The sequence below is a fragment of the Nonomuraea dietziae genome, from assembly GCF_014195505.1.
Classification (GTDB): domain Bacteria; phylum Actinomycetota; class Actinomycetes; order Streptosporangiales; family Streptosporangiaceae; genus Nonomuraea; species Nonomuraea roseola.
In genome coordinates, this window is sequence record NZ_JACIBV010000001.1 from 2,447,722 (window position 1) to 2,460,422 (window position 12,701).

The window sequence follows — 12,701 nt, forward strand, 5'->3', positions numbered from 1 at the left end:
CTGTAACACTCAACCAGCCGCGAGTTCTTCCAAGCGGTGGGGCAGGTAGCCCGAATCGTCAACGAGCGCCGAGGCGCCCCGCCACCAGCCGAACCACTCCCCGCTGCGCCACATCCAGTCGACCCGTTCGATCGCGGCCACCACGTCGCCGACATCCGACCACGACTCGCCCAGCTGTTCCGGCGTCGCGCCGTGTCGCAGCGCCCACTCCCTCAGGATGCGCACCGCGTCGCCAGGCACCGGCCTGGCATAGGGGTCGGGGTCCTCTCCCGGCAGCCGGTGGGGGCCGAGACCCGCCGCCACTCCCCAGCTCCACTGCGCCTCGGCGGGCTTGGAGTAGCGCAGGGAGGAGAAGTCGAGGTTGGAGCCGAGATCGTCGTCGGGACGCCTGGTCACCAGCGCGTCGAGCCTTCCTCCCGCGTCGAAGTGGACGACCAGGCGCTGGCCGGGCCGTGCGGTGTCGGGCAGTTCGATGCGGTCCTCCGCCTGCCAGGAGTTGAGGTCGACCTCCGCGACGGCGGGCCCCCACAACGCGTCGGCCGCGTCGTCGGCGATCCACGCCGCCAGCATCTCCAGCAGGGTCAGATCGGTCCACGGGTCGATCGCCGTCGAGGTGCGCAGCACCTCCATGGGGGCGGGCAGCTTGCCTCCCCGCTCGTTCTCCCACCAGCTGTCGCCCAGCTCCCGCACCCCGACCACGAGCGCGGCGATGGACGACAGCTCCGCCGATCTCCTGGTCAGTGAGGCGCCCAGAGCCAGCTCCAGGCACTGGGATGCGCGCTCGTCGCCCAGCGTGGCGCGCGCGTCGGCGATCAGCGTGGCGGCCGTCGGCCGCTGCTCGCCGAGCAGATTGTTGATGACTCGTCTGGCCTCGGTCCTCGCGTCTTCAGCATGTGCCTCGCGCATACAGCCACGCTACGCCCGTAGATCCTTTCTCGACAGCTTGTACGGAGAACCTGTATGACGATACGGTCACCCGCGTCAGCGGTTCCCACCTGCGGATGTTCCACTGGTGCCGTTGAGGAGGTCACCGATGCGCTTGACACCGACCGAGCAGGACAGACTCCTGCTCTTCACCGCCGCCGAGCTGGCCCGCGCCAGGCGGGCGCGCGGGCTGCGCCTGAACGTGCCCGAGGCCACCGCGCTCATCGCCGACGCGGTGTGCGAGGCGGCCAGAGACGGGGCGAGGCTGGCCGAGGCCATCGCGGCGGGCCGCGAGGTGCTCGGGCCGCAGGACGTGCTGCCGGGGGTGGCCGACATCGTGACCCAGGTGACGGTCGAGGCGGTCTTCGACGACGGCAGCAGGCTCGCGGTGGTGACCGACCCGTTCGGCGGCGGCTCCATGGGCGAGGCCGCGCCGGGCGCCGTCGTGTCCGCGGGAGACTGGACCCAGCCGCCCGCCTCCGCGCGGGTGCGGGTGCTCAACACCGCGCAGGTCCCGGTCTCCGTCACCTCCCACTTCCACTTCTTCGAGGCCAACCCGCGCCTGCGCTTCCCCCGCGAGGAGGCCTACGGCATGCGGCTCAACATCCCCGCGGGGGCCACGGTGCGCTTCGACCCGGGGGCCACGGTGGAGGTCGAGCTGGCGCCGATCGGCGGCGGCCGTACGGTGATCGGCTTCGCCGGGCTGGTGGACGGGCCGCTGGACGCGCCGGGCGCGAAGGAGGAGGCGCTGCGCAGAGCGCGCGCCTGCGGATACGAGGGGGCTTAGGATGCACGACTACATCGGGGTGCACGGACCTCGCCAGGGCGACCTGGTACGGCTCGGCGACACCGGCCTGGTCGTCCAGGTGGAGCACGACTCGCAGCAGCCGGGCGAGGAGTTCCTCGCCGGGTTCGCCAAGACCGCCCGTGACGGGCTGCATCTGAAGGCCGCCTCCATCCGCGAGACCTGCGACCTGGTGATCAGCAACGTGCTGGTGATCGACGCGATGCTCGGCGTCAGGAAGATCTCCATCGGGGTGCGCGAGGGGCGCGTCCACGCGATCGGCCGCGCCGGCAACCCCAACACCCTCGACGGCGTGGACGTGGTGGTCGGCACCGGCACCACGATCGTCTCCGGCGAAGGGCTGATCGCCACGGCGGGCGCGATCGACACGCACGTCCACCTGATGTCGCCGCGCATCATGGAGGCGTCGCTCGCCTCGGGGGTCACCACGATCATCGGGCAGGAGTTCGGGCCCGTGTGGGGCGTGGGCGTGAACTCCCCCTGGGCGCTGCGCAACGCCTTCGCCGCCTTCGACGCCTGGCCCGTCAACATCGGCTTCCTGGCGCGCGGCTCGTCGTCGTCGGCCGATCCGCTGGTGGAGGCGCTGGTCGAGGGCGGCGCGTGCGGGTTCAAGGTGCACGAGGACATGGGCGCGCACACCACGGCGCTCGACACCGCGCTGCGGGTGGCCGAGGAGCACGACGTCCAGGTGGCCCTGCACACCGACGGGCTCAACGAGTGCCTGTCGGTGGAGGACACGCTCGCCGTCCTGGAGGGCAGGACCATCCACGCCTTCCACATCGAGGGCTGTGGCGGAGGCCACGTCCCGAACGTGCTGCGCATGGCGGGCGTCGCCAACGTCATCGGCTCCTCCACCAACCCGACGCTGCCCTTCGGCCGCGACGCGCTCGGCGAGCACTACGACATGATCGTCGCGGCGCACGGGCTCAAGCCCGACCTGCCCAGCGACCAGGTGATCGCCCGCGACCGGATCAGGGCGGGCACGATGGGCGCCGAGAACGTGCTGCACGACCTGGGCGTCATCGGCATCACCTCCTCCGACGCGCAGGGCATGGGCAGGGCGGGCGAGACCTTCAGGCGCACCTTCCAGCTCGCCTCGCGCTTCGCCACGGAGGGGCCCGACAACGAGCGCGTGCTGCGCTACATCGCCAAGCTGACCATCAACCCGGCGATCGCGCACGGCCTCTCGCACGAGGTCGGCTCGATCGAGGTCGGCAAGCTGGCCGACATCGTGCTGTGGGAGCCCTCCTCCTTCGGCGCCAAGCCGTGGCTGGTGCTCAAGGCGGGCTTTCCCGCCTGGGGCGTCACCGGCGACCCGAACGCCTCCACCGACGCCTGCCAGCCCCTGGTGTACGGCCCGCAGTTCGGCGGTCACGGCGCCACCCCCGCCGAGCTGTCGGTCGCCTTCGTGAGCCGGGTCTCGCAGGCCCTGCCGACCAGGCGCCGCCAGGTGCCCGTGCGCGGCACCCGCGGGATCGGCCCGGCCTCGCTCGTGCGCAACGACCGTCTGGGTCAGGTGCGGGTGGACCCGCGCACGGGCCAGGTGACGCTCGACGACCGGCCGATCGGCGCCGAGCCCGTCTCCTCGGTGCCCCTCAGCCGCCTGTACTTCCTCTGACCCGCCGACCTCACGACATCCGCGCTTCGCGGTTCCCGCTAGGAGCCCTCATGACCCCCGCAGACCACGGTTTCCACATGCCGGCCGAGTGGGAGCCGCACGCCCGCACCTGGATGGCCTTCCCCACCGCCAACCCGACCTTCACCGACCTCGAGGCCGCGCGCAGGACGTGGGGCCAGGTGGCCAACACGATCGCCGCCTACGAGCCGGTCGTGATGATCGCCAACACCGGTGAGAGCGCCGACGCCCGCTGCTACCTCGACCCCGGCGTCACCGTGGTCGAGCGTCCGCTCGACGACGCGTGGCTGCGCGACAGCGGGCCCACCTTCCTGGTTGACGGCAGGGGCGGCCTCGCCACGGCCAACTGGGTCTTCAACGGCTGGGGCCAGCAGAGCTTCGCCCGCTGGGAGAACGACTCCAAGGTGGGCGCGCTCGTCTCGGAGCTGGCAGGGGCGGCGCCGTACAGCTCGGCGATGGTCAACGAGGGCGGCGGCATCCACGTCGACGGCGAGGGGACGGTGTTGCTGACCGAGACCGTCCAGCTCGACCCGTTCCGCAACCCCGGATGGACGCGCGAGCGGGTGGAGGCCGAGCTGCGGGCCTTCGTCGGCGCGGAGAAGTGCCTGTGGATGCCGCGCGGGCTCACCGCCGACTACGGCCTGTACGGCACGCGCGGCCACATCGACGTCTTCGCCGCCTTCGTCCGACCTGGCCTGGTCGTCGCCCACAGCCAGCCCGACCCCTCCCACCCCGACCACGAGGTGTGCAGGGAGAACATCGCCCTGCTGCGCTCCTGCACCGACGCGAGGGGACGGGCGCTGGATGTCGTCGAGGTGCCCGCGCCCACGGTCACCGAGGTGGACGGCGAGCCCGTCGACTATTCCTACATCAACCACTACCTGGCCAACGACGCGGTCGTGCTGTGCGCCTTCGACGACCCGCGCGACGCCGAGGCGGCCGCGCTGTTCGCCAAGCTGTTCCCGTCGCGGACGGTCGAGCTGGTGGACGCCAGGGAGATCTTCGCGGGCGGCGGCGGCATTCACTGCATCACCCAGCAGCAACCGGCCGTCTCCCGCCCCTGACCCACCCGGCCACCAGAAGAGCGCCGGAGGCCCGGCCTCGCGGACGCCACGGCGCGACCACCGGATGGCTGGTCTCGTGGATGCCATGGCTGAGCGGTCGTTCGCCCAGCGACTGCGAGGGCAGTCGGGGGTTGGGGCTCGAATGCGCGGCAGGTAGGGTGGGCCTGTGACGACGTTCCGGATCAGCGAGGCCGCCGCGTTGCTCGGGGTCAGCTCCGACACCGTCCGCCGCTGGGTGGACGCGGGCCGGCTGGTGGCCGAGCGGGACGAGCACGGCCACCGGCAGGTCAACGGCGCCGACCTGGCCGCCTTCGCTCGCGCCCAGGTCGGGACGGCGGGCGACGGCGGGCGCTCCTCGGCGCGTAACCGCTTCCGCGGGATCGTGACCGAGGTGATCAAAGACGCGGTGATGGCGCAGGTGGAGATCGCCGCGGGGCCGTACCGGGTGGTGTCGCTGATGAGCCGGCAGGCCGCCGACGAACTCGGCCTGGAGATCGGCGTCGTGGCCGTCGCCGTCATCAAGTCCACCAACGTCGTCGTCGAGATCCCCGACCACGAACGCGTGACCGGCAGCCAGTGAGGAGCCCCCTTGGTGTCCAGGCGTCTCTCCCGTCGGGCCCTCGCCCTGCCCGCCGCGCTCGCGATCGCCGTCGTCCTGTCCGGATGCGGCTCCGGCCGGCCGTCCGCGTCCACCGCCTCGGGCTCAGCGGCGGCCGGTGACGGCGCCAAGGAGGTGACGGTGTTCGCCGCGGCGTCGCTGACCGGCACCTTCACCGAGCTCGGCAAGGCCTTCGAGGCCGCCCATCCGGGCACGTCGGTGCGGTTCAACTTCGGCTCCAGCGCGACGCTGGCCCAGCAGATCGTCCAGGGCGCGCCCGCCGACGTGTTCGCCGCGGCCAGCCCTGCCACCATGAAGACCGTCACCGACGCCTCGCTGGCCGGCGCGCCGGCCACCTTCGTGCGCAACAAGCTGCAGATCGCCGTCCCCGCGGACAACCCGGCCGAGGTGGACGAGTTCGAAGACCTCGCCGACGCCAGGGTGAAGGTCGCGCTGTGCGCCCCCCAGGTGCCGTGCGGCGCGGCGGCGGTCAAGGCGCTGGACGCGGCCGGGCTGAAGGTCACCCCGGTCACCCTGGAGCAGGACGTCAAGGCCACCCTCACCAAGGTCGAACTCGGTGAGGTGGACGCGGCGCTGGTCTACCGGACCGACGTGATCGCCGCGGCGGGCAAGGTGAAGGGAATCGCCTTCCCCGAGGCGGACCAGGCGATCCACGACTACCCGATCGCGACGCTGACCGAGGCGCCCGCCGGTGATCTGGCCCGGCGGTTCGTCGACCTGGTGCTGTCGCGGCAGGGCAAGGACGTGCTGACCAAGGCCGGCTTCGAGACCCCCTGACGCCCATGACCTCCTCGGCCTCGCCCAGCCCCGACCGCGCGCCCTCGCGCGGCCCCGACCGCGCGCCCTCGCGCGGCGGGCCCGCCGGCCGCCGGGACTCGCCCCGACGGGTCACCGGCCGCCTGCCCTGGATGCTGCTGGTACCCGCCGTGCTCGGGCTGGCCTTCCTGGTGCTGCCGCTCGCCGGGCTGCTGGTGAGGGCCCCGTGGCCGACGCTGCTGCAGCGGCTGGCCGAGCCACAGGTGCTCCAGGCGCTGCGGTTGTCGCTGGTGACCGCCAGCATCGCCACCGCGGTGTGCCTGGTGCTCGGGGTGCCGCTGGCCTGGCTGCTCGCCCGGGTGTCCTTCCCCGGGCGGCGGGTGGTGCGGGCGCTGGTCACCGTCCCGCTGGTGCTGCCGCCGGTGGTCGGCGGCGTGGCGCTGCTGCTGCTCCTGGGACGACGGGGGCTGCTCGGGCAGTGGCTGGAGTCCACCTTCGGTCTCACGCTGCCGTTCACCAGCGCGGGAGTGGTCGTCGCCGAGGCGTTCGTGGCGATGCCGTTCCTGGTGATCAGCGTCGAGGGCGCGCTGCGCGGCGCCGACCAGCGCTTCGAGGAGGCCGCCGCCACGCTCGGCGCTTCACGCTGGACCGTGTTCCGCCGGGTCACGCTGCCGCTGATCATGCCGGGCATCGTGGCAGGGGCGGTGTTGTGCTGGGCCCGGGCGCTCGGCGAGTTCGGCGCCACCATCACCTTCGCCGGCAACTTCCCCGGCACCACCCAGACCATGCCGCTGGCGGTCTACCTGGCGCTGGAGACCGAGCCTGAGGCCGCCATCGTGCTCAGCCTCGTCCTGCTCGCCGTCTCGGTCATCATCCTGGCCAGCCTTCGCGACCGGTGGGTGAACACCCCATGACACCCGACGGTCTGCGTGCCCGGCTGGTCGTCACCCGGCCCTCGTTCGCCCTCGACGTCACCCTGGAGGCCGCCCCCGGCGAGGTGGTCGCGCTGCTCGGTCCGAACGGCGCGGGCAAGACCACGGCGCTGCGCGCCCTGGCCGGGCTCACGGCCCTGTCCGGCGGCAGCCGGATCACCCTCGACGGCGAGCCGCTGCACACCACCGCCGCCGAGCGGCGTCGGATCGGCATGGTCTTCCAGGACTACCTGCTCTTCCCCCACCTGTCCGCGCTCGACAACGTGGCCTTCGGGCCACGCTGCCACGGAGCCTCCAAGGCCGAGGCCCGCCGCACCGCCGCCGCCCTGCTGGAGCGCGTCGGGCTGGCCGAGCACGCCGCAGCCAAACCCCGCCGGCTGTCCGGCGGCCAGGCCCAGCGCGTCGCGCTGGCCCGCGCGCTGGCCGTACACCCCCGGCTGCTGCTGCTGGACGAGCCCCTGGCCGCGCTCGACGCCCACACCCGGCTGGAGATCCGCTCCCAGCTGCGCCGCCACCTCGCCGACTTCGACGGAGCCACCGTGCTGGTCACCCACGACCCGCTGGACGCCATGGTGCTCGCCGACCGGCTCGTGGTCGTCGAGCAGGGCGCCGTCGTCCAGCAGGGCGCCCCCGCCGAGGTGGCCCGCCGCCCCCGCACCGACTACGTCGCCCGCCTGGTCGGGCTCAACCTCTACCGCGGCATGGCCGACGGAGCGCGGGTCACGGTGGGCGAGCTGCTGTTCAGCACGTCCGAGCATCTTGAAGGGCCGGCGTTCGTCGCCTTCCCGCCCGCCGCCGTCGCCCTCTACCGCTCCCGCCCCGACGGCAGCCCGCGCAACCTGTGGCAGGCCACGATCGAGGGCATCGAACGGCACGGCGACAACGTCCGCGTCCACCTCGACGGCCTGATCGCCGCCTTCGCCGACATCACCCCTGCCGCCGTCGCCGACCTCGACCTCGCCCCGGGTCAGCAGGTCTGGGCGTCGGTCAAGGCCACAGAGACACACGCCTACCCGGCATGACCGCGCACCCGCCCGCGGTTCAGGCGCCCTGGCCGGTCTCCCCCTCCCGCCGGACGCGGGCCCGCACGACGCCGGGATACCACGCCGTGAAACGCACGGCGGCGACGATCGCGGCGATCTGGATGATCCAGCCGGTCCAGAGGTTGTCAGGGTCGCGAAGGACGAGATCCCCGTAGGCGCCGGCGACCGCGGCGACCAGGAACGCCAGCCCCCAGACGCCGGTGATCACGTAGTTGGTGCGCAGGAAGGCCGGCGACTGCCAGTGCGCGCGGTCGACCTGCTCGCGGGCGTACTGGAGGGTGAACGGCATCCGCACCGCCATGGAACCGAAGGCGATGAGGACCAGAGCGATGTTCGACACCTCACCCGCGTACGTCTCCAGCCAGCGGCGCGTGCCCGCGCTCGCGACCAGGCCCACCGCCGCCATGGCGGCGAAGAAGACCACCTCCGCGACCTGGAGCAGCTTCGGGGCGCCGCCCCGCCGGACGATCCGGTCGGCCACGATGAGAAGGACGGACACGGCCAGCGCGAGCACCACGGACAGCTCGAACCGGCCTGGCCCGACGAGCACGGAGAAGATGATCCACGGGGCCATTCCGACGACAGGGTTGTCCAGGACGCCGGCCGGCTTCCCGTTGGCTTGGCTGTCCATAGGTGAACCTTCCGCGACGGGATCCTCACTCCCAGTGTGCCCCCTGTCCCGCAGGCGGCACCATGCCGCCCCCGGCGGCGTCCACCTGGTCGGATGATGCCGAACGGGGATCGGCACCCGCCGGCGCGCGGCTCACCGGCCGTCTTCTCGCGCTCGCCCGCGCAGCCGGCTCCGTCCCTGAGAGTAGGAGCAGGGTCCTGGATCGGCTCTGACGGGATGGTTCCGAGGCAGGAAGAGACCGGCCGCCCGCGACGGCACGCTGGGATCATGACCGCGATTCGCGCAGTGAACCTGCACAAACGCTACGCCGGCACCCCCGCGGTGGCCGACCTGTCCTTCGCCGTCGAGCCCGGCAGGGTGACCGGCTTCCTCGGCCCCAACGGGGCCGGCAAGTCCACGACCATGCGCATGATCCTCGGGCTCGACCGGCCGTCCGGCGGCACCGCGCTCGTGGACGGGCGCCCGTACCACGAGCTGCGGCACCCGCTGCGCAAGGTCGGCGCGCTGCTGGACGCCAAGGCCGTGCACGGGGGGCGCAGTGCGCGCAACCACCTGCTGGCGATCGCCCAGAGCAACGGCATCCCCGCGAGCAGGGTGAACGAGGTGCTGGAGGCCGTGGGCCTGCGGGAGGTGGCCAGGCGGCGGGTCGGCGGCTTCTCGCTGGGCATGTCGCAGCGGCTCGGCATCGCCGCGGCGCTGCTCGGCGACCCCGAGATCCTGATCTTCGACGAGCCGGTCAACGGCCTCGACCCCGACGGCATCCTGTGGATCCGCAGGCTCATGCGCAAGCTCGCGGCCGAGGGGCGGACGGTGTTCGTCTCCAGCCACCTCATGAGCGAGATGGCCCAGACCGCCGACCACCTGATCGTGATCGGCAGGGGCAGGCTCATCGCCGACACGAGCGTGGAGGAGTTCATCGGGCGCAGCTCGCAGGGGTACGTGCGGGTGCGCTCGCCCCGGCTGGCCGAGGTGGCCGAGCTGATCAAGGCGGGTGAGCCGGACGGCGACCACCTGCGGGTGACCGCGATGAGCACGCTCGAGATCGGCACGATCACCGCCGGCGCCGGCATCCCGCTGGAGGAGCTGACGTTCGTGCAGCCCTCGCTGGAGGCGGCCTACATGGAGCTCACCAAGAACAGTCTGGAGTTCACCTCATGATCGACATTCTCCGGTCCGAATGGACCAAGATCCGCTCAGTCCGCTCCACGGTATGGACGCTGGCCGTCACCGCCGTGCTGATGCTGGGCTTCTCCGCCCTCACCAACGCCTCGGCCAGGGGCGCGGCCGGCGGGCCGGTCCCGGGCTGGCAGGCGATCATCCTGGGCCTGACCGGTACGATGCTCGCCTCGCTGTCCATGGCCACCCTGGGTGTTCTGGTGATCTCCAGCGAGTACCGCACAGGGGGGATCCGCACCTCGATCATGGCCGTGCCCAGGCGCATGAGCCTGCTGACCGGCAAGATCGTGCTGTTCGTCGCGGTCTCGCTGGTCGTCTGCACGGTCGCGTCGGCCGCCGCGATCGGCGTCGGCGTGGCGATCTCCCAGCCGCCGTCGATCGAGATGGGAGAGGTGGCGCGCTCCTCGCTCGGGTCGGGTCTCTACCTGACCGCGTGCGGGCTGTTCGGACTGGGACTGGGCACGCTGATCAGGCACACGCCGGGCGCGATCGTGTCGGCCATCGCGCTGATCCTGGTGCTGCCCACGATGGCCAACCAGCTTCCGGGAGAGTGGGGCGCGAGCGTGGCCGCGTACTTCACCACGAACGCCGGCCTGCTGGTCGTCTCCGGCCAGGGCAACGGCACGTTGGGCCCGTGGAGCGGGTTCGCGGTCTACCTCGCCTGGGTGGCCGCCGCGGTGCTCGCAGGCGCCGTGCTGATGCAACGCCGCGACGCGTAGCCCACCCGAGTGGAGATGCTCATGATCGCAGTATGAGTTCGGCCCTGCCGGTTGATCTCGAAAGTGCCGCCATGGTTAATGGGTTCCGGCACCATCGTCACAAGATCCGAGGAAGTGGCGCATGCAAGGCTGGTGGGGGAACCTGTTACAGGGCGCACTCTCGGCGGTCATCGGCGGCGTCGTGGCGGCGCTGACCGCATGGGCCGTCGTCACAGCGACAAGGCGGCACGAGAGACAAGCCGCGCTCGAGATCGAAGCCCGGACAAGCGCCGTCGATTTCTTTCTCCTCTTGGCCGACATGGACATACAGCTGACCAAGGCTCTCGACAGCGGCGTCGCATTGCCCCGTATGACAGAGGGCAGGGATTGGACGGTCAAGGCGCTGAAGGCCGAGATCGCCATGTTCTCCCTCGGCAGGAAGGCAGGCAACGCCTTCTCCCAGAAAGTCGGCGATCTGAGACGGGCACTGGAGCTGGTTGAGGGCGATGATCCTCCCAGGGAGGAGCCGGTGAAGGCGGCGATGGCCGCGCTGCATACGTTGAGCGATCACCTCGCCGATTGGCTGATGCAAGGGCGTCACCAGCCGGATGCGTCCGGCTGAACGGCCGCCTGGCCAGGGTGGACGAGCACCGTCTCGGTGCCGTCGTGCCGCAGTAAGGAGGCGCGCAGATCCTCGGGGAGGCGGAAGCCGAGCGCTGCCTCGGCCTTCGCGACCCGGCGCGGTGTGGCAGGCGGACGAAGCCTTCGGTGTCGGCCGGCGCGTTCCTGGCAGCGCGACGGTCTTGCGGTCAGTGCGGATTCGCCTCCGTCCCAGGGCGCTCGGGGGCGGGGGTGCGGGGGATGAGGGTCAGGGCGGCGGCCAGGCAGGCCAGGGGGATCGCGGGCAGGACGTAGCGGGGGTCGTAGTCGGCGGAGGCGGCGGGGATCACGAGCAGGGCCCCGGCCATGAGCCAGGCCGTCAGCGCCTCGCCGTCCCGCCCCCGCGCACCCGCTTCCGTCCCGGGTCGCCGGCGCTGCCGCCACCTCGCCGCGACGCCGACCACGGGGATGAGCATCAGGACGGCCAGCGCCGGGCCCGGCAGCGACAGGCGGGCCTGGTAGGCGCGGACCCACCGGGCGTAGGGCTGGACCACGAGGGTGACGCCGGTGGCGCCGCCGTAGGCCTCGGCGAGCTCTGTCTGGCGTACCGCGGCGGCGCTGTTGAGCGCCCTGCGGGCGCTCTTCGGGAAGTGGTACTTGGCCTCCGTCCAGGTGGTGGGGTACGGAGACCGGCCCGGCTCGAAGGCGCGCAGCGTGTCGCGGGCCACCACCCGCAGATAGTCGCCCGGCTGGGCCTTGATCGCCGCCCAGAGGAAGCGGCGGGCCAGGTCGTTGGAGCGCGGCCCGTAGATCCCGCCGATCCGGCGGAACGGTGACTCCTTGGAGAACATGGCCGCGTAGACCGGCGAGGCGATCCTGGGATCGCTCGGAGGTCTCTTGGGGCACAGGACGGCCAGGTCGGGGGCGGGTTTGATTCGTGCGCAGTCGGCGAAGGCGGCGGTCCGCCCGTACAGCCAGACCGCGCCGTGCCGGTTGAAGCCCCACTCGCCGTAGTGACTGTGGAACCACGCCATGTACGCGGTGACCGGTACCAGGAACGCCCCCACCGCCACGATGACGGTCAGGCCCGACGCCCGTCGTCGCCAAGCGCCGGCGCCTGCGCCGTTCAGACCTGTCATGACGAGGCCCGCCGCGATGACAAGGATCAGTGGAAGGCCGACGATCCTGGTCACCGCCGCGCATCCGGCCAGCAGTCCTGCCGCCCCCGCCGACCATCGGGGCACGGGGCTTCGCCACAGCAGGACGGTCACCGCCGACATCACCAGGAAGGCGAACAGTTCATCGGAGACCAGTAGGTGCTCCAACTGCAGGCGGTCTCCGTCGAGCAGCACCGGGATCGAGGCGGCGCAGCCCAGCGCCTGGGGCAGCCAGGGCCGGTGCGGCCATCGGGCGCGCGCCGCCCGCCATACCAGCGCGTACACCATCACCCCGGTGAGCAGGCCCATGACGGCCTGGGCGGCCACCACCGCGGTGAACCCGTGCAGCGGCCGCAGCAGCCACAGCAGGATCGGATACCCGCCGGGGTGGTGCGCCGCGGGCGTCAGCGTCAGCGCCGCGCGCACGTACACGGCCGAGTCGCCGGTCCACAGCATCGAGGGATACCCCGCGGCGGCGACGATCCGCAGGGTGGCCGCGGCCACCAGCACCCCCGCGAAGAGCGCGTGCCGCCACGCCCATCGGCCGCAGGCGCTCAGCCGCCGGAGCATCGCGCCGCTCCCTGGCCGATCGCGAGCAGGCCGGTAGGCGAGGAGGACCAGACGGCCGGACACGCGACGTTCCATGCCTGCTCGCCTACC

General features: G+C 72.2%; 13 protein-coding genes. 10 read left to right on the plus strand and 3 right to left on the minus strand.

Going from position 1 to position 12,701, the window contains the following annotated elements; genetic code table 11:
* Window positions 1-9 precede the first annotated feature (9 nt).
* Window positions 10-906: a hypothetical protein gene (locus FHR33_RS11795; RefSeq protein ID WP_183646050.1), complete on the minus strand. Its 897-nt coding sequence runs from the start codon at window positions 904-906 to the stop codon at window positions 10-12.
* 127 nt (window positions 907-1,033) lie between these two features.
* Here FHR33_RS11795 and ureA point away from each other — a divergent pair, with 127 nt between their 5' ends.
* From ureA to FHR33_RS11830, 7 genes are all read left to right on the plus strand, one after another.
* Window positions 1,034-1,711 carry an urease subunit gamma gene (ureA, locus tag FHR33_RS11800; RefSeq protein ID WP_183646052.1) on the plus strand — a complete coding sequence of 226 codons (678 nt, stop codon included), beginning with the start codon at window positions 1,034-1,036 and terminating at the stop codon, window positions 1,709-1,711.
* Window position 1,712: 1 nt separating this feature from the next.
* Window positions 1,713-3,347, plus strand: a complete 1,635-nt coding sequence (locus tag FHR33_RS11805) for an urease subunit alpha (protein WP_183646054.1) — start codon at window positions 1,713-1,715, stop codon at window positions 3,345-3,347.
* A 50-nt stretch (window positions 3,348-3,397) separates the two neighbouring features.
* Window positions 3,398-4,429, plus strand: a complete 1,032-nt coding sequence (locus tag FHR33_RS11810; protein WP_183646056.1) for an agmatine deiminase family protein — start codon at window positions 3,398-3,400, stop codon at window positions 4,427-4,429.
* A gap of 166 nt (window positions 4,430-4,595) precedes the next feature.
* Window positions 4,596-5,009, plus strand: coding sequence for a TOBE domain-containing protein (locus tag FHR33_RS11815; RefSeq protein ID WP_183646058.1), 414 nt, complete (start codon window positions 4,596-4,598; stop codon window positions 5,007-5,009).
* Between the two features lie 9 nt (window positions 5,010-5,018).
* Window positions 5,019-5,825, plus strand: coding sequence for a molybdate ABC transporter substrate-binding protein (modA, locus tag FHR33_RS11820; RefSeq protein ID WP_221241061.1), 807 nt, complete (start codon window positions 5,019-5,021; stop codon window positions 5,823-5,825).
* A 5-nt stretch (window positions 5,826-5,830) separates the two neighbouring features.
* Window positions 5,831-6,718, plus strand: a complete 888-nt coding sequence (locus tag FHR33_RS11825; protein WP_183646061.1) for an ABC transporter permease — start codon at window positions 5,831-5,833, stop codon at window positions 6,716-6,718.
* Window positions 6,715-7,758, plus strand: a complete 1,044-nt coding sequence (locus tag FHR33_RS11830) for an ABC transporter ATP-binding protein (protein ID WP_183646063.1) — start codon at window positions 6,715-6,717, stop codon at window positions 7,756-7,758. Before FHR33_RS11825 ends, FHR33_RS11830 begins: the two co-directional genes overlap by 4 nt.
* Before the next feature lie 19 nt (window positions 7,759-7,777).
* Here the strand turns inward: FHR33_RS11830 and FHR33_RS11835 are convergent, their stop codons facing one another.
* Complete coding sequence (locus FHR33_RS11835) at window positions 7,778-8,410, minus strand: DUF3159 domain-containing protein (RefSeq protein ID WP_183646065.1); 633 nt, start codon at window positions 8,408-8,410, stop codon at window positions 7,778-7,780.
* Window positions 8,411-8,677: 267 nt separating this feature from the next.
* Here FHR33_RS11835 and FHR33_RS11840 point away from each other — a divergent pair, with 267 nt between their 5' ends.
* The 3 genes from FHR33_RS11840 to FHR33_RS11850 all read left to right on the plus strand — a co-directional run bounded on the left by FHR33_RS11840 (window position 8,678) and on the right by FHR33_RS11850 (window position 10,906).
* Window positions 8,678-9,568, plus strand: coding sequence for an ABC transporter ATP-binding protein (locus FHR33_RS11840; protein WP_183646067.1), 891 nt, complete (start codon window positions 8,678-8,680; stop codon window positions 9,566-9,568).
* Window positions 9,565-10,305, plus strand: coding sequence for an ABC transporter permease (locus tag FHR33_RS11845; RefSeq protein ID WP_183646069.1), 741 nt, complete (start codon window positions 9,565-9,567; stop codon window positions 10,303-10,305). Before FHR33_RS11840 ends, FHR33_RS11845 begins: the two co-directional genes overlap by 4 nt.
* Window positions 10,306-10,426: 121 nt before the next feature.
* A complete protein-coding gene (locus tag FHR33_RS11850) occupies window positions 10,427-10,906 on the plus strand; it encodes a hypothetical protein (RefSeq protein ID WP_183646071.1) in 480 nt (159 codons plus the stop codon).
* Window positions 10,907-11,093: 187 nt separating this feature from the next.
* Here the strand turns inward: FHR33_RS11850 and FHR33_RS11855 are convergent, their stop codons facing one another.
* Complete coding sequence (locus FHR33_RS11855; RefSeq protein ID WP_183646074.1) at window positions 11,094-12,686, minus strand: hypothetical protein; 1,593 nt, start codon at window positions 12,684-12,686, stop codon at window positions 11,094-11,096.
* Window positions 12,687-12,701: the final 15 nt, after the last annotated feature.